Origin of the sequence: Kordiimonas aestuarii (genome assembly GCF_025574465.1) — a bacterium.
Classification (GTDB): Bacteria; Pseudomonadota; Alphaproteobacteria; order Sphingomonadales; family Kordiimonadaceae; genus Kordiimonas; species Kordiimonas aestuarii.
Genome location: NZ_JAOBPP010000018.1, coordinates 178,584 through 201,895 on the forward strand (window position 1 = coordinate 178,584; position 23,312 = coordinate 201,895).

A 23,312-nucleotide genomic window follows, 5' to 3' on the forward strand; every position below is an offset into this window, starting at 1 on the left:
CAGCGGTATCAGATTGCACCGCAGACACAAGCTCATTAATGGATTTTATTTCCTTCGTTTGCATCTACTCCCCCTACCATTTCACCTCACAAAAAGCGCCCAACTACATCTTTATACGACCGGCTGACCTTCAGCTCGGTGCCGTTTTCAAGGGTGAGGAAACATTCGCCGTTTGAATGCGGTTTCACTTCGCGCACCTTGTCGAGGTTGACGATGGTGGAGCGGTGAACGCGCTGGAAGATTTTGGGGTCAAGCCGGCGTTCCATGGTTTTCATCGTCTCACGCAGGATGTGGGTTTTCGCCCCCACGTGAATGCACATATAATCGCCCGCCGCGTCGATGAAATCCACGTCCGCCACATCGACAATGGTGATATGGCCGCGGTCCTTGATGCGCAGGTGCGGGTCAAAGCGCGCTTCCTTGCTTTCGACCGGTTTTTCCAGAAGCGCGGTCAGCGCCTCCACCGGCGGGTCCTGCAGGTTTTCGATCAGTTCCACAAGGCGGGCGTTCTGCTCAATCGCCACCCGCTGCGCCATATGCTCGCGCACGCGGCCCATGGCCTCGCTCAGGCGTTCTTCCTCCACCGGTTTGAGCAGGTAATCAAGCGCGTGGGCCTCAAAGGCCTCAAGCGCATACTGGTCATAGGCAGTGACAAACACCACGAGCGGGATTTCGGCTTCGCCCACCAGCGAACGCAACACCGAAAAACCGTCAAAACCCGGCATCTGGATATCGAGGAACACAAGGTCCGGCTTCAGTTCCTTGATGGCGCGCACGGCTTCCCGTCCGTTGGAGCAAGTGTCCACCACCTCCACGTCCTCAAAAGGTTTCAGCCGGATCGACAGCCCGCGAATGGCGAGCGGTTCATCATCTACCAGTATCGTGCGAATTTTAGCCATAAAATCAGTCCCGTAGGTCTTTGCGCCACAAGCGCTCCCGCCTTGCGATTCCCAGTCTTACGATTCCCAGTCTTACGATTCTAGGAGCGTTTTTCCCGTTCACAAGGAATTTCAATAAAAATACCCAGGCCCCGTGGCTCCCGGTTCTGGAGCGTGAAGCGGTGCCGTGGTCCGTAAATCTGCATCAGGCGTTCTTTGGTGTTGACGATCCCAACCCCCGAGCCTGACTGGCTGACGATGTTGCCAAGGTCGGCGATACCAGGGCCGTCGTCCTTCAACACCACCACCAGCTTATCGCCGTCCACATGCGCGCTGACACAGATAGTGCCCCCCTCGATCGAAGGCGCGATGGCATATTTGATCGCGTTCTCGATAAGCGGCTGTAATAAAAGGCTGGGGATCAGCGCGGTTTTGGCGTCGTCATCAATGTCAAAATTGACCGTCAGCCGGTCTTCAAAACGCACATTCTCGATATCGAGGTAAAGCCCAAGGGCATAGAGCTCCTGCTCCAGCGTGATGCGCTGGGTGGGCTGGTTGACCAGCGTGAAGCGCAGGAAGCTCGACAGCTTGGTCAGCATCTTGTTGGCGTCCGTCTCCGCCCGTTCCAGCACAAGGGTGGAGATAGCGTTCAGCGTGTTAAACAGGAAATGCGGGTTAAGCTGGTACCGGAGCATCTTGAGCTGCGCCTGATGCGCCATGGCCGTGGCCTTCAACACCTGTTCCTGCTGTTCACGCATGCTTTGGTAATAGTGATAGCCAAAATAAAGCGCCGACCAGGCGAACAGGGCCGTGGTCTCAAACATGGCGTTGCCAAACATCTCAAGCCCCGAGAAGGGCGGCAGGCCGGGCACAATGCGCGGCGCGATGTAAAGCTCGATCATCGAGAACAAAAGCCCGCACGCCCCGCAGATGGAAACCACAAACAAAAGAAGCCACTGCAGCGGCCAGTTACGCGCCATGCGGTACAGCTGGCGCAGCATGGTGGTCATCGACAGGCCGACAAGCGCCGCGGCGATAATCACCCATGAGAAATAATAAAGGTCTTGGCCATTGGTGATGGCCTGAAAGGTACGCAGGAAGCTATAGCCTATCCAGCCCCCAACCTGAAATGTCCAGAATGTGCGTTCTTTTGACCCTAATAGACTGTCCATACGCGACAGCTGCCCCCGACGTTCCCTGATTTCAAACTCCGGGTTTTCCAAACTGTCATTAGAAAACCCGCGGGCGGGGACGTCGAATACCGCCCCCGCATCGCGGGCATTATGGGCCCCTTGGGGCCCTTCGCCAACACTGTTTTTGTCAACGCTTGCCATCTGCTACTCGAAACACGGCGAAAGGCGTCTAGCGGCCGTTGGCAACCTGCGTGCTACCTTCACGCAGTTGCACCGCCTGGCCGGGGCGCAGCCGTTCACCGCCCCGCACAATGACCTTGTCGCCATGCTCTATCCCACCGGTGACAGCCACACGCCTGCCGGTGGCGGCCCCCGTGGTCACCAGCATACGTTCTGCCGTGTTGTCGTCCTTCACACGGTATACATAGGTGCCATCGTTCCTCAGCACGAGGGCATCACGCGGCACGGCCACCACCTGCTGTGGCGCGCTTGAAGGCACGCCAACCTGCACTGCCGTGCCAACCACGTAGCGGCTGCCCGCCGGTACACTGACCCGAATTTCCATGGTGCGGCTCAGGCTGTCCCCCACCGGAATGATGGCGCGGATGCTGGTGTCCACCACCAATGCGTCGCGCCTCAGCACAACAGACTGCCCGTCCATCAGCATAGCGGACAAGGTGACCGGCGCCTGCGCGCTGACCTCAAGGTGCTCTGTGTCCACAAGGCGCGCAATCTGGCGACCGGGCACCGAATATTCACCGGCCTGGGCCAAGCGCTCCACGACGCGGCCCGGGAAAGGCGCACGCACCTTGGTGCGCTCGAGGTCGATCTCAGCCTGCTCGGCGGTGACCCGCGCCTGCGCCAGTTCTTCCTGCATCATCAAAAGCGTGCTTTCGGCTTCTTCAACCCGGCTAGACGGCACGTTTTTGTTGACAGCCAGTTCCTGCACACGGGCAAGGTCCGCCTTCAGGTAGGTGATGCGCGCGTCAAGCCGTTTGATCTGGCTTTCGGCGCGGTCGAGGGCAAGGCGGAGGTTGCGGTCATCAATTTCCGCCACCACATCGCCTTCCTTGAGCAGCGTGCCTTCCGGCGCGACCCACTTCACCTTGCCGGAAATCTCGGCCGCGATGCGGCTGTCGTTCCGGCTGACAACCGTACCCGGCATATAAGCTTGCGGAGCCATCATCTCGGCGCTGGCTTCTGCCACCTCCACAAGGGCTGGCGGCTGTTGTTGCTGTTGTGCGGAAACGCTGCCCGCAAAACTCAGGGCAGAGGCAACAACCAGCGCCGTGCCCATGCCTTTTGTCCATTTGCTCAGTGTAAACATTCTATATTCCTCGCTTTTTATTATTCTACTCATCATTCGGCCTATCATTCTGTCCATCATTCTGCAGGGTGCAGCTTGCGGCCACGCAGACGCGCAACAGCCGCATGAATGAAACCCGCTTCCTTGAACCGCAGGAGGCAGGGCAGCAGCACAAGGGTAAAGACGGTCGACAATGCCATGCCACCGACAATTGTTGTGGCCATGCCGCGGTAAATCTCGCTGCCTGCACCGGGGAACAGCACCAGCGGCAGCATGCCCATGATGGATGTCAGCGTGCTCATGAAGATGGGCCGCATGCGAAGGGCAAGCGCGCGCTCCACCGCCTCGTCCCGTGTCAGCCCCTCTGCCTCACCGGCGCGGGTCTGCGCGACCAGAAGGATGGCGTTATTGACCACCAGACCCAGCAGGATGATGAAGCCGATCATGGTCAGGAGGTCCAGCGGTGCAAAGGCCACCATATTGAGGACGCGAAGCGCCAGCACGCCGCCCACGGTCGCAAGCGGAATGGTGACAACCACAAACATCGCATCCCGCGGGGAGCGGAATAGCGCCGCCAAAATCATGAACAGCAGGCCCAGCGCCAGCACAAAGTTCATCGACAGCGAACCCACCGCCCGGTCAAGCGAGTCCGCATCGCCGCCATAGCTGATGATGCCGTCAGGGGGCAGAAGCGGCTTGATGGCAGGCTCAACCTTCTCCTTGAGGATTTTGACCATGTCCTCAAGCGGCATACCGTCCGGCTGGTTGATGTTAAGCGTGACGGTGCGTTTGCGGTCCATACGCTGCACAAAGGTCGGGCCAACGCCGCGTTCGATCTGTACCAGGTCACCCAGCACGACGGTCCCGCCGTTTGGCGTGGCAATTGGCACGCTTTCCAGCATCTCCGGCTCTGACCAGTCCTGCGACTTCAGCACCATGTCCACCCGGCGTTCACCGTCAAAATGTTCGCCAAGCCACAAACCGTCCCCCAGCGCGCGCACAATGCGGGCGACATCATTGCGGGTGAAGCCCACCTCGGCCAGGCGGCGGTCATTGGGGTGGATCTTCAGCTCGGGCGAGATCACATTCGGGTCTGGGTTTGGCTGCGCACGCGCGCCCGGCAGATTGTCCTGTACCAGTTGCATGGCCGTTGAGGTCACGTCGCGCAGGGCATCCAGATCCTTGGAGTGGATGTTGAACTGTACAGACCCGCCGCCGCCGAAGCCACCGAACAGGTTGCCCTGCTGCCCAAAGGCAAACACATCAGGGAAGCCCGCGAGGATTTCCTCGTTCACAAGGCGTTGCAGTTCACCCACTTTTTCCTGATCCTTGGCACGGATACCAAGTGTACCTGCCGCCCCGTTCGGGAAGGTGATAATGTAATAGTTCCTCAGCGCCGGTTCTTTTTCACCCTTCATATAGGGCTCGAGCCGTTTGACGATGACCTGCGCGATTTCCTTGTCAATGGTCTCAACATTGGCGCCGGACGGGAACAGCATGAAGGCATCCACCGCATCGCGTTTCACCGGCGGCAGATAGTTGAGGTTCGGCAGCAACGCCCAACTGAGGAACACCGCGCCACTCATCAGGCCCCCGATCAGCGACAGGCGGCGAACCGGTGTGCCCGTCAGCCACATCAGTCTTGCGGCAAATTTCTTGCCGCGTCCGCCAGCGTTTTCGCTGGTGGGTAGCTTCTTCAGCCAATGCTGGGCCGCGACCGGTAGCACCGTAACGGCCACAATCAGCGAGATACCGACGCCAATGGCGATCGTAAGCGCGAGATCAGCAAACAACTGGCCTTCCACATCCTTCAGAAACAGGATGGGCACAAAAATGGCCACGGTCGTAGCGGTAGACGCCAGGAGCGCGCCCCAGACCTGCGACGCACCAGTAAGCGATGCTATGTTGGGCTTCTCGCCCCGTTCCCGCAGCCGCACGATATTCTCAAGCACGACAATCGCGGCGTCGAGCACCATGCCGGTGGCAAACGCCAGCCCCGCCAGCGAGATAACGTTGACCGTTCGGCCAAACATGGCCAGCACAATGATGGTGGTAAGCAGGCAAACGGGGATTGTCAGCGCGATCAGCAGCGTCGCGCGCACCTGCCGCAGGAACCACCACAAAACACCCACCGCCAACAGCACGCCAACAAACAGGTTGGTGGACAGAAGGTTGATCGCCCGTTTGATGAAGACAGACGGATCGAAGGATTTCTGGATCGAGATCCCCTTCTCGGCAAGAATGCCTGCGTTCAGCTCATCCAGTGTTTCGGTCAAGCGGTCAATAGTCGCCAGCACATTGGCGCCGCTGTTGCGCACGATCCGCATGCCAACGGCCGGATTGCCGTTCTGGTACACCACTTGGGTGGCGTCTGGCGGCGCGACACGTACCGTGGCGATATCACCAAGAGTGACAGGCCGGCCATTACGCCAGTCAAGTATTTGGGCGCTGAGTTCGGACGGCTCATACCGTCCCTGGAAATTGAGGAGATACCGGCGGCGGCCCACTTCAAGGTAGCCACCGGAGCTGTCCACCGTGCGGCCGATAACCCGCGCGATGGCGTTGACGTTAATGCCAAGCTCGGCGGCACGTACTGCGTCAAACTCGATCTGCAACTGCTCACCAAAACCGCTGCCCGCCTCTACTGATACACGGGAAACGCCCTCAACGCTTTCAAGCTGGGGCACCACTTCGTCCTCAATGAAGGTGACGTAATCGCTTTGGGATATTTTGCTGTTTTCCGTGAACTGGGTGAACAGGTAAATCAGGGTTTCACCCGAAGGATCGCCGCCGTTCATCAGCACTTGCGGGCGGTCTGCATCGGCCGGTAGCGGCGGCAGGCGGTTCAGCCGGCTGATTACCTCAATCAGCGAACGGTCCATGTCGGTTTCAAGCGCAAACTCAAGCGAGACAAAGCCAAAACTTGGGTTCGAGAAAGTCCGCATTTCCTCAAGGCCGGGGATGCCCTGCATCACCTCCTCGATGGGCTCAACAATCTCTGATTCGATCTCTGACGGGCTGGCCGCCCGCCAGAAGGTTTGCACCGCCAGCTGCGGGCGTTCGATCGCCGGGAAAAGCTGCACCGGCAGCTTCGACAGCATGACGATACCCAGCACGATTGCCATAGCGGCAATCACGATGACGGCGGCCGGATTTTTCAGGCTCTGCTCTGTGAGTTTCATGGGTGGGGTTCCTCGCGTCCACTTTGTAATATAGTTACAAAATGCGGTATGAACCCATCGGGGCGCTCCGTTAATCTGAATGCGATAAAACGCATGACGGCTGCGACAAGGCGCCGCACTGAAGCAGACGCCAAGCCGTTCTCCACCTGCTCAGGTTTTAACAGAAACTCTTATTGAGACTGACCGCTCGGGCCATCGTCACTGCTTTGAGCCGCGGCGCGCTCAGCCTTTTCGGCGTCGGTCAGCTTTTCCATTTCCTCAAACTCACCCAGCCCGCAGCTGCCCCACTGACGGCCGAAACCATCAAGCACGGTGATGATCTCCATGCGGCAAAGGCTGGAGATCGAGGTGGAATACATGAAGCGTTCTTCCGACGCCAGACGCGGGCATTTGTGGGACATCCGGTTGATATATGCCCTCTTGCCCACGCTTTTGAAGAAAATCGTCTGGTCGTCAATAATTGTCGAATCACGCAGGAAACGCAGCGGTACACAGCTTTTGGTTTTGCCTGTCAGCTTATAGTCATCCATGACCCTCGCGAGGCGTTTTTCAGAGCGGGTCATCTTGCCATCGTCGTCATCGGCAAGGGTATTGCCCCCGACCGCCATCAAAGCGACAAGAAGCGCTGGCCACAAAGTTTTTTTGCTCATTCTTTTTCTCACGGCTTGCTCACTTTCCTCTGTAACCTAACGTAGCAAGACTGAACAATTCCTGAACGGAAACAGCGCCTACCCTTCAAGCTTGTCCAGTTCCCGTTGCATCAGCATACGAAGGTCCGCCCCCAGATGCGCGAGAACAATCTGTTCGTTTTTCCCCACCCGTTCAATGCTGTCATCAAAAGCCAGACCATGCACTTGCGCCACCTGCAACAGGTAAGCAACAAAGGCATCGGCCCGGGCACGGATGATCCAGTCAAACGGCCCCACCGGCGCACTGTGCTTGGCGCACAAGACCTTAAACTCGTCAAAAAGATGCGGAATCAGCGTGCCCCCGATCCGCTTCAGGCCCACGCAAAAAGCTTCAAAGGGCGGCAGTTCCTCCTCCACCGCATCGTCGTCATCTTCCTGCTGGCAGGACGCCACCGCTTCAAGCCCGGACACCATGGTCTCAAGCTCGCGGTCGAGCGAGGCGGCGATATCATCGGCCACGTCCTGCTCCCGCGGGGACAGGAGGGGTCGGCCAGACGCTTCCAGCCCGCGAAGGCTGGCGCCAAGAAAATCGATGATGGTAGCCTGTTCGCCCATAAACACCCTTTCCAGCATCATATAGCGCGCGAATATGGCCCGCGGCAAATCTTCCCGCAAAAAAAGTGTTTGAAATGATCCGCTTTACAGCGTTTTCGTAGAAAAACAGGAACTTGAGGAGGCATCATGCTTGAGCTTTATATTACCGGCGCATCCGCCCTGGGCGTGGCCCTTCTGCTGCTTTGGCTTTTCAGCATCTGGCGCGGGCATGTCAGTTTTATTGATGCCTTCTGGGGTACTGGATTTATCATCACCGGCCTGGCCGCCGCCCGCGGGGTATCCCAATTGGGCGCCGCCCAGACGCTGACGCTGATCCTTCTAACCCTTTGGGGTTTAAGGCTTTCCATCTATCTTCTCAGGCGGTATCTGGCGCACGGCGAAGACCGTCGCTACGAGAAAATCATCGGCAACCGCAAAGGCCTGAGGCGGCATCTTTATTCGCTTGGCATCGTATTTATCCTACAAGGTGCGCTGATCCTCGTGGTGGCCGCGCCGGTGATCGGCACCTTGGCCAGTGCTCCGCGCAGCCTTGGCGCGCTTGAAATCCTGGGCACCCTGATCTGGGCTATCGGCTTTGTTTTTGAAGCGGGGGGCGACTGGCAACTGAGCCGCTTCAAGTCTAATTCCGCCAATGAAGGCAAGGTGTTAGACAAAGGCCTGTGGGCATGGACCCGGCACCCAAACTATTTTGGCGACTTCTGCGTCTGGTGGGGTTTGTGGTTGATCGGGCACGATATCAGCCTGATTTTCGCGCCGCTTTTGATGAGTTTTATCCTGATGAAATGGTCCGGCGTGCCAATGACGGAGCGGTCGATGAAAAAGCGTCGCCCGGATTATGCCGCCTATATCGAGCGCACCAGCGCCTTTTTCCCGCGCCCGCCAAAATAGCAAAAAAGCCCAAAAACTGCGCGAAATATGGGCGGTTTTTGGGCGGAAACTGTGCGAAACCTGTGCGGGATATGTGCGGGATATGTGCGGGGTTTACTCCGCCGCTGACGGCACCGGCTTTTGCACGCGGCGGACCGGCCAACCCTGCCATAAAAGCACGGCGGCGGTCGCCAATAATACCACATTCACCCCGATCGCGGCAGGGGAATTTACCGCACCAAAATGTGCTGCCCATTTGACCAGAACACCAAAGATGATCATCAGCCCGGCGGCACTGCGCAGGAAGCGCGCAAATGCCGCCCGGTCTGTCACCACGGCTGACAAGCTGACAAGGCCCAAAAGCACGAGCCAGAAAATGGCGTTCAACAAGGTGCCCTCAACCGCCGTGACCGTCGGCAGGGTGAAACAGACCGCAAGCGCCAGCGGCGTACCCCAGATGGTGGCGGCCCACGCCCGTTCAAGGCGCGGCATGGCGCGGCCTTTCTCGCGCCGTTTGATCAGCCAGATATTCACCCCCGTGGCAGACACGATGGAGATGGCAAGCCCCAGCACACCGTAAATAAGCTTCACCGGCAGCCCGCCAAACGAGCCAAAGTGCACCGTATAGGCGCTGGCGACAACCTGCTGGCCCGCTGGCCCGTCCGAATGGCCAAGCTTGCCCGTGATGGTGCCGTCCGGCCCGAAGTAATAATTTTCGCCGTATATCAGCCGCGCCGGATGACGCGCCAGAATATACCCGCTTTGGCCCACCGTGCCCGGTTCATGCATGATGACATACCACGGCTGAAGGTCACCGTGTTCGGCGCGAAAGTTATCAAGCGCGGCAGTGATATTGAAAACCGGCGCCGGGGTTATGTCCTCGGCCGGGTCGGAGCCGAACACCGGCTCATAGAAGGCTTCAATGTCACCGTCCAGATAGCTGTTGGCAACAAAATAGGAAAGCACGGAGGCAAGGCCGATGCCCGCCCCCGTCAGCGCCACCAGAAGGTGAAACGGCGCGCCCCACACGCTGAGGCGGTTGTGAATATCAGCCTGCGCCAGTTGCTGGTTGCCCCTGATGCGCATGGCAAAAGCATCGCGGAAAATACGCGGGTGCGCGAGCAGGCCGGAGATCACCAGCCCCACCAGCATGGCACCCAGAATGCCGACAACCGTCAGGCCCAGCACCGTGGGCAGGTGCAGGTAATAGTGCAGGCCTTCAAGGAACTCCGCCCACGGGTGGTGAATGGGCGTGCCAAGGGTACCGTCCGCGTCCGCGTACCAGCCTTCTTCCCCGTCAAGCGAGATACCAAGGCGCGGCATACCGTCGGTGGGCACACCGATATAAAAATGGTGCGGCACGTCGCTGGCGCGCGCAAGGCCCGCGTCAGCGGCGCGGCCTGCGGCCTCGGGGGTGACGGTGGCAAACTCCGGCACCTGCGGCTGTTCCCAGCGTTCAAATTCCTCATGAAAGACCATGAGCGTACCCGACAGGCACAAAATATACATCAGCGCACCCACCGCAAGCCCGACCGCCGAGTGGCCGGAGAGCATCTGGGCGACAAAGCCGGTTTTTTTCTTCGGCGCTGGCGCCGCTTGGGTATCGGATGCCATGACAGCCCCCCTAAATTACAAAATACGTGCCAAGGGCCCCAAGCACACCGCTTAAAACCACAATGCCGCCGCGCCGGACGACCGGCATGTCATAGGTCGCAAAAACCGAAAGCACCGCCCACAAAAGCGGGAAAGCAAACAGTACCGCCATCAACTGCCCGGCGCTGGCACCACCGCCCATGGCGCCATATAGCCACAGGCACAGGTAAAGCGCCGCAACCCCGGCAATTGGCCCCGCCAGCAGGAAGGTGAACACCCGCCTGCCGGTGATCGGCCAGTTGAACGGCACCGCCGACGCCGGGGCAGCCGCCCGTTCGGCGCGGCCCGCGCGGGCCTTGCGCCCCTCAGGTTGCCGCGCGGCAGCATAGCCCATCAACACAACACCAATGATCATGAAAAGACAGATCGCCAAAGCCGAGCCCCAGTCAGGCGTGCTGGCCATGACCCACGGCACGAAGGACGCGGCGATAAGCCCCCACCCGGCGCTGACCTCCGCGCGGGAGCGCGCGCCCTTTTTGCCCCACGTGTAGCGCAGGACCATGACGCCAGCGAGCGCGAGCGCAAGCCCGAGCAGAACGAGGACAGGTGACAGTTGTGGCATCGCGACCCCCTGTTTGCGCGCGTGCAGCAAGCGACAAGGCACACGCCCCGCCACCCGCCTGATGACCGAATAGCGGGCAAGCTATTAATAATGACTTGCAATGTCAATATTACAAAGAGGGGGAGAGGTGGATTCTATGCGGCGCAGAGTAAATCGACCATTCCAAAGTAAATGCTTAGTCAGCTTGATCGCTTCTATCGAAATTGAAGGAGGCCTTGATATCGTCGCGTAGACCATCTGGTAGCATTGTTTCCAAGTGTGTCCTCAGTTCCGAGAGTATGTTGTCAAAGTTTAAAGCGGGATCTGCAAACGGCTGTATATACTCCCCCTCTTCACGGTTCAGAAGGGCCATGTCTCTTCCCCACAACAGTCTCTCCGCGTGAAGCTGCAGCGCGGTCACATATTTTGGCCCCAGAGGATGAGAGAAGTTGACCCTTAAACGCTGGAAATCAAAATCAAGGCGATAAAACCATTCTAGGAGGTGGTGCTTCGATAATATATCTTTCAGGGATTTGCTGTGGGCTCCATCGACTGGAGAAACGTTCAGGTACTGGCAGATTGCCAAGTATTTAGAAGCACAATACAAGGCCATATCCATGGCACTCGCGATATCTGCACTCCGCTGATTATTTGTATCTTTATCTTGCGTTATTGGCCGTTGCAACGCGTGGAAATATTCTAATGCTTCAATTAGTTGATCGCAAATGTCGCCAGCAAACGATGAGTCTGCACATGCGATCCGGCACCCATACAAAGTGCCCATAAATGCGCACGCTGACCTAATTGATACGTCCCGGGTGAACTCACCAGTTTCAGGGTTAGTATACTGTACAAGGATCTCGCTGGTGGTTTTGTCACCAGCTAAGACAACAGCACGAACATGCAATTGGGCTAGGCTCTGCAACAATAAACTCAACACAAAGTCAAATGCTTCATGATCTGGATTGCAAAGCACCTCTGCCGCACCGCTTTGTATATAGAGCCTGCATGCGGGTTTTTCCTCTCCAAGTTCTCTCCACCAAATATATTGCCTGACGTCGCCTTCTGAGAACGGCGGTTCTTCCGTCATCTCAAGGTCATTGACGGCTTCAAGAACATTAGAGCATAACACCACCATGGTGAGGCGAGATACGTCGAAATTTTTACCCGTCAAATTTATGAACGACATGATTTTGCCAGCTACATATCTACAACCATCCTCATCTAAACTTAGCTGATGTGTTTGAAAGTTCAGAGATTTGAGCTGCGGAATTTCGGCCAAGTCTTTCTTGGTTCGAAGAGAACCAATGCCTTCAAGCGCCGCATCGATGTTCTCTCCAAGAGCGTCTTGAGCTCTAGTCCCAATTCGATCCGACAACTCTTCCAGTTCAGGCGCATTCCGACTAGCGACAAAGAATTCGCTACAGCATGATATTGCGCCCTTAGTAAGCTCAGACAAATTGATCTGGTCGAGGCTTTGACCTGTGCCAACAAGGGCTTTTTTGGGGGTTAAGGGCAATATCAAGGCTTGGCGTTGTTCAACATCACCAAAAAGGAACGGGGCATATCCACTATCTTTTGACAATTGGAGTATTGCGCAGTCAGGAAGTACCCAGGCTGGGTCGGTTTGATTTTCAGCGATGAACCAGTTGAGGTCTAGCAGGTCTTTTCGAACCTGATGGTCATCCAGATGGCGCTCCAACGCACCCTTGTGGGTTTTTGCGACATTAAAATCGCCAGCTTCAAGGGCATTGCGAAACAGCTGGTCAAGCTCACGCAAAACTCCGGAGAGCGCGTGGCCGCCTACCTCAGCAATGACGTATTTCAGTATTCTACGAAAAGCCTTAAACTCAAGTGAAGATGTTAGCTCTTCAGTTGATCGAGCCGAGCCGCCTAAATGCCTGAGGATTTCATTAGTAATAGCCTGATCTAGCGTCTCGTTGTCATCTATATGCGACATGAGAACATCTGGATCCTGAAATATTTCACCGATCCTCGGCAGAAATTCTTCAAATGCACTTTGTAGCGTTTGCCTAAGGGCTTTGGTGCGAGCGCCAGTCAGGCCAATCAATTCCGCCGCCTTGGACGCTTCCACTGGCGCACCATGCGGCAGATTACGCCACGTCCGAACATCTGCCTGCCGGTGTGATTCCCAGTCCGTGATTTTGTCATCAAGAGTCTTATCTTGGCCATTTCTCAGAGGGGAATAAAACTCGTCTTCGCCGCCAAAGCGTTCAATTCTTTTTGGGTAGGGTTCATTGCCTTTTGTATACACCCAGACACTTGGATTGCGTCGGCTTCCGTCAGGACGCCGGAAACCCTTCTGGATCATCTGCTGGATATAGTGTTGATATTTCCCTGCCATAGTTCTGGAGATAGGACGCTAGCCATTGAGTTCAAAGGCGTAGAAAAACTTTCTTACGATCAAGCCCATATAGAATAGCGCCCCCATCACCACCAATCCGCACCCCGCCCGCTTGCCTTTGGCGCAACCGCGCTACATGACCTAATAGCAACGCACATGCGGCGGCCCCGGCTGGCGGGCGGCGCATGAACCGGATTAATGAGAGGGAGACAAGGGTATGAGCACAACGGGCAAACAACTTTTCACCACGCTTGAAAGCAATGGCACGCTGACCGTCGCGATTGAAGATGTGACATTCCCGGACCCGACCGGCAATCAGGTGCTGGTCAAGATGGAAGCGGCGCCGATTAACCCGTCGGACCTCGCGATCCTCACAAGCGCGGCGGACCTTGAGAATGCTGATTATTCCACCGGCAAATTTGTCGCCACCATGCCTGAGCCTTTTAACACTGGCTCCAAGGCGCGGCATGGCCTCAAGCTGCCGGCGGGGAATGAGGGCGCGGGCACCGTGGTTGCCACCGGCGACGGCGACATGGCCAAGGCGCTGATGGGCCAGCGCGTGGCCTGTGTGCCGGGCAACGCCTACAGCCAATACTGTATCGCTGATGCCAACATGTGCCTGCCGCTGGGTGACCATACGGCGGAAGACGGCGCGAGCGCATTCGTGAACCCGATGACGGCGCTTGGCTTTGCCGAGAACGCCAAGATGGATGGGCAGGACGCCATTTTGCACACGGTGGGGGCCTCCAACCTCGGGCAGATGCTGACGCGCATTTGCAACGAGGACGGCCTCGCGCTGGTGAACATTGTGCGCAAGGATGCGCAGGTCGAACTCTTGAAAAAGCTCGGCTCCACCCATGTGGTGAACTCGTCAGACGATGATTTCATGAACCAGCTCAGGACCGCGATTGACGACACCGATGCGTTCTATGGCTTTGACCCGATCGGCGGCGGCAAGGTGGTTGATACCGCCTTCAAGGCGATGGAACAGGTCGCGGTCAAGAAAATGACCGAATATTCACGCTATGGCTCCAACCAGCCAAAGCGCATGTTCATTTACGGTCGGCTGGATGTTGGCCCGACGATATTGTCGCCGAGTTATGGTTTCGGCTGGACCTTGTCCGGCTGGCTTTTGTTCCCGTTCCTGCAATCGGTGGGTATGGAGGTGGCGGCACGCATGCGCCAGCGCGTGCTTGAAAACCTCACCACCACGTTTGCGAGCAGCTACAAGAAGCGGGTGAACCTTGAAGAAATGCTCACGAAAGACGCGGTGACCGACTACCGCGCGATGCGGACGGGTGAGAAATATCTGGTGACGCCCTGGTCGTAAGCCGGAGGCTTGCGCCAAGAGGCAGGATCATGAGGTAGGGTCATGAGGCAGGGCCGCGGCCCTGCCCCCGTGCAAATTGAGGTTAGAACTTCACCGCAAGGCGGGCGACCACGGTGCGGTCCTTGCCGACAAAACAGTCACCGCGCGCGATACAGGTTGACCAATATTGCTTGTTGGTCAGGTTGTGCGCGTTGATGCTGATGTCGAAGCGGTCGGTCTCATAACCCACCATGGCATCCGCCAGCGTGTAGGAGGGTGTCTTGAGGCCGTCCGCGCCGTCCCAGCTTGCGCCGACATAGCGCACGCCAAAACCGGCCTTGAAACCCACCATCACCTCGCTTGGGCGCCATGTGATCCAGCTTGAGGCCTGATGCGCCGGGATGCTGGGCAGGCGGAAACCATCCGATGTTTCGGTATCGAGATAGCTGTAGTTGCCTTCAAGGTAAAAGTCCCCGACGTTGCCGACAGCTTCAAATTCAAAGCCTTTGATGCTGACATCGCCTTCCTGCACGGAGAAGCCCGGATGGCTGGGGTCTGCGGTCAGAAGGTTGGTCTGGTCGATATCGAAGTAGCTCACGGTGATGAGCGCCGTGGTGCCTTCGGGCTGGTATTTGATGCCCACTTCATATTGCTTGCCCATTTGCGGGGCGTAGGCGCTGCCGTCGAAGGTGGTGCCCACGACCGGCTCAAACGATTCTGAATAGCTGGCGTAGGGCGAGAAGCCGCCCGGCAGTTGGTACATCACACCCACATTGGTGCTCAGTTCCTTGTCCTGCTGTGTGACATAGCCTGTGTCGCTGTCCACCTTGTCGCCGCGCAGGCCAAGGGTAAGCAGAAGCTGGCCGATGCGCACCTGATCCTGAATGGAGAAGCCGATCTGCTTGTTCTTGTTTTCAGGGTTATCGTAGTAAGGGCCCAGTTCGGCGTCGGTCGGCACATTGCCATACACGGGGTTGAATATATTGATGCCGTATCCTGCGGGTGCGAAGGCATAATAATAGTCGCTGTTGGTGGTTACGTCCTGATAGTCGACACCGACAAGCAGGTTATGCTCGAGACGGCCGGTCGAGAACTCGCCGCGCATCCGCACATCCACAGCAAACTGTTTGCTGTCTGCCTCGTTTTTATAGAAGGTGCGGGCGACATTGCCCTCATCGTCAAGATAGCGGTTGCCGCCGATAAACGCGGGCCATGCCTGATTATATTTTGCTTCGCCCTTGGTATAACGCGCGGTGGCTTCCATACCCCAGCTTGCGTTGAAATCATGGTCTGCCAGCAAGGTGATCGATTTGGTCTTGGTGTCGTAGCGGTCGAACTCCGGCTCGCCAAGGAAGACATTCGGGTCAAAATGTTCGCCGTTGGGTGCTGGCAGCAATGCGCCCTGGGTGGGCACAAACTGCGCGGCTGCCTGGCCGTTATAATCCTGATAATTGCCAAGGATGGTGACGTTGGTGCGTTCGTTCGGGCGCCATGTGATCGAGGGCGCGATCACCAGCGCATCATCCTCGACATAATCAATCTGGGTATCGGCATCGCGGTATACCGCCGTCATACGGTAGAGGAACCTGCCGTCATCATCCAGCGGGCCGGTCAGGTCAGCGGCGATCTGCTTGCGGTCAAAGTTTCCGTATTCGGCAACAATTTCGTTCGACGCTTCCTGCTGCGGCCTTTTGGACACCACATTGACCAGACCGCCCGGCGAGCCCTGACCATAGAGCACAGACGATGGACCTTTGAGTATTTCAACCTGCTCCAGCGTATAAACATGGCTGCGGGTATTGTTATAGTTGCCGAACAGGGCTTGCAGGCTGTCACGGTATTCCGGCACATCAAGGCCGCGCACCTTCACCCAGTCACCGCGCGTGGCAAAACCGTAGGTCTGGCCGATAACACCGGGCGCATAGACATAAGCGTCCGCCAGTTCAAGCACACCCTTATCGAGCAACTGCTGCTGGTCCTCGATCGAGACCGACCGCGCTGTCTCAAAGATAGGCGTGTCCATCTTGGTGGCCGAATAGCGACTTAGCCGCCCTTCAACGATAATTTCTTCGATATTGTCATCGTCAGTGGGCGCGTCCTGCGCGTACGTCGGGGTTACAAGGGCGATCGCCGCGACACCAAAAGCAAGATGGTGGAAGATGCGGCGGGCATGCGAGGGGCGGGGAAGTGCAAACATAATACCCTGAGTCCTGTCATTTGTTTTGAATGGCGCGGACGTTATTAAGAATGACTCGCAAAGTCAATATTAATTAGAGGTTTTCACGAAAGGGCTGGCAGCGCTAAAATCGCCCTGCATATTTTTTCCGATTCTTTTGTTTTTGATATTGATTATTAATATCATATATGCGATACCATGGCCATCAGGTTGATTTTGGATGCCTCGACCTGACGCGCCGGTCCTGACAGCGGCGCTCTTCTCTGGCGGGTAGTTCCATATTGGCCCGGAACTACCCGCCCCTATTTCCTACTTTCCTACCTTTCCTAAGGAAAAGGCCGCTGCACCTCAAATGCAGCGGCCTTTTTCATTCAGGCTTATGGTGCCGGGCTTACCGGCTGGACAGGATCACAAGGCCCGGTGCGTCATAGTCCGGGTACAGGGTCTCAAGCGCTTTTTCCGTGAACTCGGCGGCGATCGGTCCCACGCGCGTCGCGACAGCGCCGCCCACATAGGCATAGTTCCGCCCCTTGTAGTTGTTGGACGCGCTATACTCAGGCACAATACCAGCCCAGATGTCATGCTCTGCCGTGACGTTACCCGCTGCATCCAGCACTTTCACGGTGCCTGACATCTGTGTCGTATGCGAAGAAATCACCGCCAGCGAGAAGTCCTTGATGCGCAGCTTGTCGATCGTCACCTGCACGGTGCCGTTGAAGTCCGGATCAGCTTCCTTGATACCGCGTTCCATCATTTCCTTGATCAGGTCTGGCACATTATAGTCATCATAGCTGGGGAAAATACGCTCGTTGCCCCATTCCGTGCCCGCAAAATAGCTGACCCTCAGCTTGTCACGCGGCTTGACCTGCGTCCGGGTGCCTTCAGTACGATAGTCGCGGAAAACACCTTCGCGGTTACGCTCGATAGACGTAATGCGGTCCATCTTGTCCGCGACATAGCCTTCAAACTGTATATCCACGCCCGCGTATGCCGGGGCAGCAAACGCCGCCACAGTAAGGCCACTCGCGGCCAATAAACTACGTACACGGTGCTTATAGGATTGTTTGCTTTGCATTTTACTGCCCTCCGTCGGTCCTGTTGGTTGGTCTGTTGGCATCAGAGGTTACAGCATAATGTGTGTAAACTGAACGTAAACTGAACAACTTTTAAGGGGCAAAATACACCCCGGGGCGAAACCCCGGGATGCATGTTGCCTAGCTGAAAAGCCTTTAGTGGAAGCTTTTAACGATCTCTTCGACCATTTTCTTGGCGTCCGAGAACAGCATCATGGTGTTGTCGCGGAAGAACAGCTCGTTCTCCACGCCTGCATAACCACTGCCCATGGAGCGCTTGATAAACAGCACTGTCTTGGCCTTCTCCACGTCCAGCACCGGCATGCCAAAAATCGGGCTCGCGGGGTCTGTCTTGGCCGACGGGTTGGTGACATCGTTCGCGCCGATCACGAAGGCCACATCGGCCTGCGAAAACTCGCTGTTGATATCCTCAAGCTCGAACACTTCATCATACGGCACGTTGGCTTCCGCCAGCAGCACGTTCATATGCCCCGGCATGCGGCCCGCCACCGGATGAATGGCGTATTTGACCTCGACCCCCTCTTTCTTGAGCACATCGCACATTTCCTTGAGCGCATGCTGCGCCTGCGCCACCGCCATGCCGTAACCGGGCACGATGATCACCTTGGACGCGTTTTTCATAATGAAGGCCGCATCTTCGGCTGACCCTTGCTTGACCGGGCGTGTCTCTGTCGCCCCACCAGCCGCAGCGGCACTGTCGCCACCAAAGCCGCCAAGGATCACGCTGATGAAACTGCGGTTCATGCCCTTACACATGATATAGCTGAGAATCGCGCCCGATGAGCCCACGAGCGCACCGGTCACGATCAGCGCCGTATTGGCAAGCGTAAAGCCGATGCCCGCAGCCGCCCAGCCGGAATAGCTGTTCAGCATCGAGACAACCACTGGCATGTCCGCCCCGCCGATGGGGATGATAAGCAGGAAGCCGATGAGGAAGCTCAGCGCGGTCACGATCCAGAAGATATGCACCCCGGCGATTGCCGCATCATTATCGACCACAAACCAGCCGATACCGCTGATGATGGCCGCGCCAAGGAGGATGTTGATGAGGTGCCGCGCGGGCAGCATGATCGGCGTGCCCGACATATTGCCGTTCAGCTTGGCGAACGCGATGAGCGAGCCCGAGAAAGTGATGGCACCAATGGCGATGCCAAGGCTCATCTCGATCTTTGACGCGGTGTGGATATGGCCCATGGCATCCGCAATGCCGAACGATGCCGGGTTGAGAAACGCCGAAGCCGCCACAAACACAGCCGCGAGGCCCACGAGGCTGTGGAACGCCGCCACAAGCTGCGGCATCTGCGTCATCGCGATCTTGCGCGCGGTGATAAAGCCAATGGCGCCGCCAATGACGATGGCACCAATGATCCACTCGTAGGAGACAATCTCCGGGTTCATGATGGTTGTCAGTACTGCGATGGTCATACCGACCATGCCAAAGATATTACCTTTGCGGCTGGTCTCAGGGCTGGATAAGCCCCTGAGCGACAGGATGAAAAGAACGGCGGCCACCAGATAGGCGATTGCCGTGAGGTCAACGTGCATTTGTGTCATGGTCGTCTCCCTCTATTTCTTTTTCTTGTACATGGCGAGCATGCGGGCCGTGACCGCAAAACCGCCAAAGATATTGACGGCGGCAAGGCCGATGGCGATGGCACCCAGCACCTTCGAGATGCTCATGCCGTCAGGCCCCGCGGCAATGAGCGCGCCCACGATGATCACGGATGAGATGGCGTTGGTCACGCTCATCAGCGGCGTGTGCAGTGCCGGTGTCACCGACCACACGACATAATACCCGATGAAAATGGCCAGCAGGAAAACCGAGAACTGCTGGATGAACGGATTGACGATAATCTGTTCCATATTATTTCTCCCCCGCCGGTTGTGGCTTCAGGCGCTCATTCACAATCGCACCGTCTTTGGTGATGAGCGATTCCTGGATGATCTGGTCTTCAAAATCGAAGGCAAGCGCGCCTTCCTTGACCATGGGCGTGATGAAATGCACCAGATTGCGGGCGAAAAGCGCGGAGCTGTCAGCGGCGAGGCGCGACGGCACATTCTTGTGCCCGACAATCTTGACGCCGTGCGCTTCCACCACCTTGCCGGGCTCCGACAGCGCGCAGTTGCCGCCAGCTTCGACCGCAAGGTCAACAATCACGCTGCCCGGCTTCATGGATTTGATCATGTCTTCCGTGATCAGTTTCGGTGCCGGGCGGCCGGGGATCAAGGCCGTGGTGATGGCGATATCCTGCTTGGCCAGTGTCTCGGCAATCAGCGCAGCCTGCTTGGCTTTATACTCGTCCGACATTTCCTTGGCGTAACCACCCGAGGTTTCCGCTGCCGCCGTTTCCTCATCCTCGACCATGACGAACTTGCCGCCAAGACTTTCAACCTGCTCCTTCGCCGCCGCGCGCACATCCGTCGCGCTGACAATGGCACCAAGGCGCTTGGCGGTCGCAATGGCCTGAAGCCCGGCAACCCCCGCGCCCATGACCATGACCCGCGCCGGTGCGATGGTGCCTGCGGCTGTCATCATCATCGGCAGTGCGCGGCCATATTCGGCGGTCGCATCAAGCACAGCCTTATACCCCGCGAGGTTGGACTGGCTTGAGAGCACATCCATCGACTGCGCGCGGGTGATGCGCGGTACAAATTCCATGGCAAAAGCCATCAGCCCCGCATCCGCGTAAGCCTGCAGGCGCTCGCCCTCTGTGAAGGGATTGAGCACAGAAAGCTGCGCCGCCCCCTTTTTGGCGAGCTTGGCATCAGCGCCTTCAAGGCCCTGAACGGAGAAAATGACATCGGCATCTTTGAGTGCGGCCTTGAGGTCTTTTCCAATGGTCGCACCGGCATCAGCATATAGGCTGTCGGGCATGGACGCGGCGTCCCCCGCTTCCTTTTCCACGCTGACGGTAAAGCCAAGTGCGATGAGTTTTTTGACTGTTTCGGGGGTGGCTGCAACGCGCTTTTCCGCGTCTCGCCTTTCCCGAATGACGGCTAGTTTCATGAGTAATCCTCCGTGAAACGATTAAAGGCAATCAACAAAAGGCTGCAGGCACCAAACTCAGTAATATTATGATTGGTCTTTGCCCCCGTGCGCCGCACGCCTGAGCACGAAAGGTAGCGTAAAACCGCATTCAAGCAACATTCTTTCTCTTAATTACAGAAATTGAAAATTTTATCATTTGTCTTTTGTTAATAAGTGTCCTGAAATGATACAGTCCGATTCGGTGGATTTGGGGGAACGGGCAATGACGCATGAGCGCGTCCTTATTGTGGAAGACGAACTGACGCAGATAACCCTGCTTGAGGGGGTAATCGCGCGCGCGGGTTTCACGGTTGAGAAGGCCATGTCGGGAGCCGAGGCGGTCAAACGCCTGCTGGATCGGACCTTGCCCAAGATAGACGTCGTGCTGCTGGACCTTGTCATGCCAGGCATGGACGGCATCGAAGTCCTTGAAGCCATCCGCCCCAAACACCCGGACCTGCCGGTTGTCATGCTGACGGCACATTCGTCGATCAACACGGTGGTGGACGCCATGCGGGCGGGCGCCAACGACTTTATCGTCAAACCGGCAAGTGCCGAACGTATCCGCACCGCCATCGAGGCATCGCTCAAGACCAGTTCCTTTGTTGGGGAGATCGCGCCGGTCTCAGGCCAGATGACCGGCAAGATGCAGGGCCACGGCTTCGAGAGCCTTGTCGGCACCAGCCCCGGCATGCAGCGGTCGGTAACCTTGGCGAAAAAAGCGGCGAGTGCCAACATCCCGGTTCTGATCGAAGGCGAATCCGGCGTCGGCAAGGAAGTGTTTGCCCGCGCTATCCATAGCGCCAGCGACCGCCGCAGCACGCCTTTTGTTGCTGTCAACTGCGGCGCCATCCCGGAAAACCTTGTCGAGAGCATCCTGTTCGGCCACGAAAAAGGTGCCTTCACCGGCGCTACCGAACGCCGTGTGGGCAAATTCCAGGAAGCCAATGGCGGCACGCTTTTCCTTGATGAAGTGGGCGAACTGCCGCTTGACGTGCAGGTAAAGTTGTTGCGCGCCATTCAGGAAAAAGAGATCGACCCCGTGGGCGGCAAACAAAGCATCCGGGTTGATATTCGCATTATCTCCGCCACCAACCGCAACCTGTCTGACCGCGTAGCGGAAGGTGCCTTCCGGGAAGACCTGTATTACCGGCTGAATGTTTTTCCCGTGCTGTTGCCGCCGCTGAGGGACCGCCGCAGCGATATCCCGGCGTTGACGGAGCATTTCCTTGCCCAGATATCCGAGATGGAGGGCGTATCGCGCCGCCGCATCTCGGCCGATGTGCTGCAGCTTCTGTCCAGCTATGACTGGCCGGGCAATATCAGGCAACTGCAGAACGCGCTTTTCCGCGCTGTGATCCTCTCGGAGGGGGAGGTGCTGACCCAGGGTGATTTTCCTCATCTGTTGGGGCAACCCCTGCCCATGCCCGCGCAGGCGCTGGAGGCCAGACCGAACCACGGCGGCGCCAATGTCGAAATCATGCCACAGGGTGGTGCCATTCTGGTGTTACACGGGTCAGACGGGCATGTGCGTTCGCTCTCGGAACTTGAGGCGGAGATCATTCGCCTTACGCTCCTCAAGTATGATGGCCGTATGGCAGAGGTCGCCAGACGGCTTGGCATCGGACGTTCGACCCTCTATAGAAAAGTGGCTGAATACGGGCTCGACCAGCCGTCTTGAAAGGGCGCTAGAACTTGATTGGTATATTTGATTCGGGCTCGGGTGGGTTGACCATCCTTGATGCCCTGCACCGCCGCCTGCCTGATCAGGATTTCCTGTACCTGGGTGACCACGCCAATGCCCCCTACGGCCACCGGTCCAACGACCAGATTGTCGAAATGACGCGCAGGAACGTGAGCGCGCTATTTGACGCGGGGTGCACGCTTGTCGTGCTGGCCTGCAATACAGCGGCGGCTGTCGCCCTCAGGACCCTGCAACAGAAGTGGCTGCCGCAAGCCTACCCCGGACGGCGTATATTGGGCGTGCTTGTGCCCATGGTCGAAGCCATCACCGGTGTGCCGTGGAGCCAGGAACATCCTGTGGGCCACGACGGCAGCGGTAAAACCATCCTGCTGTTTGCCACCCAGAAAACCGTCAAAAGCGGCGCTTATGTGGAAGAGATCGCCAAACGCGCCCCCGCCATCCGCCTGGTGCAAAAGGCCTGCCCCGGCCTTGTGGATGCCATTGAGGGGGGCACAGGCCCCCGCCCGCTTGCCGGGCTGGTCGAAGGATATGTCGCCGAAGCCCTTGATGACGCGGGTGTCATACCCGACGCGGTGCTGCTCGGCTGCACTCACTTTCCGCTGGTCAGCAGCTATTTTGAGGCCGCCTTGCCTGAGGGGGTCGAGCTGTTTTGCCAGCCTGATGTGGTCGCGGCATCGCTAGAAGATTATCTCACCCGTCACGGCGAATTCCGCCGCAAGGGCAGCGGTAAAATCCGCCTGATGACCACCGGCAAGCCCGGCGACGTGGACCTGACCGACAGTTACCTGCCGCCGCACCTGTGCCGCTTCGAGGGCGGTCTGTCCTGAGACG

At 57.5% G+C, this 23,312-nt stretch carries 18 protein-coding genes; 4 read left to right on the top strand and 14 right to left on the bottom strand.

Translation table 11 applies throughout. The annotated features are described in order from the left end of the window. Positions 1 to 86: 86 nt before the first annotated feature. The 6 genes from OEU85_RS06890 to OEU85_RS06915 all read right to left on the bottom strand — a co-directional run bounded on the left by OEU85_RS06890 (position 87) and on the right by OEU85_RS06915 (position 7,743). The gene (locus tag OEU85_RS06890) at positions 87 to 899 is read right to left on the bottom strand and encodes a LytR/AlgR family response regulator transcription factor (RefSeq protein WP_262690726.1); all 813 of its coding nucleotides are present in this window, start codon (positions 897 to 899) and stop codon (positions 87 to 89) included. A gap of 80 nt (positions 900 to 979) precedes the next feature. Further along, positions 980 to 2,212, bottom strand: a complete 1,233-nt coding sequence (locus OEU85_RS06895) for a sensor histidine kinase (protein ID WP_262690727.1) — start codon at positions 2,210 to 2,212, stop codon at positions 980 to 982. 28 nt (positions 2,213 to 2,240) lie between these two features. Next, positions 2,241 to 3,338, bottom strand: a complete 1,098-nt coding sequence (locus tag OEU85_RS06900; protein ID WP_262690728.1) for an efflux RND transporter periplasmic adaptor subunit — start codon at positions 3,336 to 3,338, stop codon at positions 2,241 to 2,243. A gap of 56 nt (positions 3,339 to 3,394) precedes the next feature. Then, the gene (locus OEU85_RS06905; protein ID WP_262690729.1) at positions 3,395 to 6,499 is read right to left on the bottom strand and encodes an efflux RND transporter permease subunit; all 3,105 of its coding nucleotides are present in this window, start codon (positions 6,497 to 6,499) and stop codon (positions 3,395 to 3,397) included. 170 nt (positions 6,500 to 6,669) lie between these two features. Then, on the bottom strand, positions 6,670 to 7,149 hold the full coding sequence (locus OEU85_RS06910) for a hypothetical protein (RefSeq protein ID WP_262690730.1): 480 nt from the start codon (positions 7,147 to 7,149) through the stop codon (positions 6,670 to 6,672). Between the two features lie 78 nt (positions 7,150 to 7,227). Next, complete coding sequence (locus OEU85_RS06915; RefSeq protein ID WP_262690731.1) at positions 7,228 to 7,743, bottom strand: hypothetical protein; 516 nt, start codon at positions 7,741 to 7,743, stop codon at positions 7,228 to 7,230. A 126-nt stretch (positions 7,744 to 7,869) separates the two neighbouring features. On the opposite strand from OEU85_RS06915, the gene OEU85_RS06920 reads away from it, so the two are divergent. Next, complete coding sequence (locus OEU85_RS06920) at positions 7,870 to 8,631, top strand: DUF1295 domain-containing protein (RefSeq protein ID WP_262690732.1); 762 nt, start codon at positions 7,870 to 7,872, stop codon at positions 8,629 to 8,631. 93 nt (positions 8,632 to 8,724) lie between these two features. On the opposite strand, the gene OEU85_RS06925 is transcribed toward OEU85_RS06920, so the two are convergent. The 3 genes from OEU85_RS06925 to OEU85_RS06935 form a co-directional block, all read right to left on the bottom strand. After that, positions 8,725 to 10,224 carry a PepSY-associated TM helix domain-containing protein gene (locus OEU85_RS06925; RefSeq protein WP_262690733.1) on the bottom strand — a complete coding sequence of 500 codons (1,500 nt, stop codon included), beginning with the start codon at positions 10,222 to 10,224 and terminating at the stop codon, positions 8,725 to 8,727. 10 nt (positions 10,225 to 10,234) lie between these two features. After that, positions 10,235 to 10,825 carry a hypothetical protein gene (locus tag OEU85_RS06930; protein ID WP_262690734.1) on the bottom strand — a complete coding sequence of 197 codons (591 nt, stop codon included), beginning with the start codon at positions 10,823 to 10,825 and terminating at the stop codon, positions 10,235 to 10,237. A gap of 175 nt (positions 10,826 to 11,000) precedes the next feature. Beyond that, entirely contained in the window at positions 11,001 to 13,169 is a 2,169-nt protein-coding gene (locus OEU85_RS06935; protein ID WP_262690735.1) for a DUF4238 domain-containing protein, read from the bottom strand. A gap of 217 nt (positions 13,170 to 13,386) precedes the next feature. On the opposite strand from OEU85_RS06935, the gene OEU85_RS06940 reads away from it, so the two are divergent. Further along, entirely contained in the window at positions 13,387 to 14,499 is a 1,113-nt protein-coding gene (locus OEU85_RS06940; RefSeq protein WP_262690736.1) for a zinc-binding dehydrogenase, read from the top strand. A gap of 82 nt (positions 14,500 to 14,581) precedes the next feature. On the opposite strand, the gene OEU85_RS06945 is transcribed toward OEU85_RS06940, so the two are convergent. From OEU85_RS06945 to OEU85_RS06965, 5 genes are all read right to left on the bottom strand, one after another. Further along, positions 14,582 to 16,675 (bottom strand): TonB-dependent siderophore receptor, encoded by a 2,094-nt coding sequence (locus tag OEU85_RS06945; protein WP_262690737.1) that lies wholly within the window; start codon positions 16,673 to 16,675, stop codon positions 14,582 to 14,584. 370 nt (positions 16,676 to 17,045) lie between these two features. Beyond that, the gene (locus OEU85_RS06950) at positions 17,046 to 17,729 is read right to left on the bottom strand and encodes a hypothetical protein (protein ID WP_262690738.1); all 684 of its coding nucleotides are present in this window, start codon (positions 17,727 to 17,729) and stop codon (positions 17,046 to 17,048) included. A gap of 154 nt (positions 17,730 to 17,883) precedes the next feature. Further along, positions 17,884 to 19,302 (bottom strand): NAD(P)(+) transhydrogenase (Re/Si-specific) subunit beta, encoded by a 1,419-nt coding sequence (locus OEU85_RS06955; RefSeq protein ID WP_262690739.1) that lies wholly within the window; start codon positions 19,300 to 19,302, stop codon positions 17,884 to 17,886. Positions 19,303 to 19,314: 12 nt separating this feature from the next. Beyond that, entirely contained in the window at positions 19,315 to 19,611 is a 297-nt protein-coding gene (locus OEU85_RS06960; RefSeq protein ID WP_020400255.1) for a proton-translocating transhydrogenase family protein, read from the bottom strand. A gap of 1 nt (position 19,612) precedes the next feature. Beyond that, positions 19,613 to 20,755, bottom strand: a complete 1,143-nt coding sequence (locus OEU85_RS06965) for a Re/Si-specific NAD(P)(+) transhydrogenase subunit alpha (RefSeq protein ID WP_262690740.1) — start codon at positions 20,753 to 20,755, stop codon at positions 19,613 to 19,615. A 244-nt stretch (positions 20,756 to 20,999) separates the two neighbouring features. Between OEU85_RS06965 and OEU85_RS06970 the strand changes: the two genes are divergently transcribed. Both OEU85_RS06970 and murI read left to right on the top strand, forming a co-directional pair. Next, positions 21,000 to 22,457, top strand: coding sequence for a sigma-54-dependent transcriptional regulator (locus OEU85_RS06970; protein WP_262690742.1), 1,458 nt, complete (start codon positions 21,000 to 21,002; stop codon positions 22,455 to 22,457). Between the two features lie 14 nt (positions 22,458 to 22,471). Then, entirely contained in the window at positions 22,472 to 23,308 is an 837-nt protein-coding gene (gene murI / locus OEU85_RS06975) for a glutamate racemase (RefSeq protein ID WP_262690744.1), read from the top strand. Positions 23,309 to 23,312: the final 4 nt, after the last annotated feature.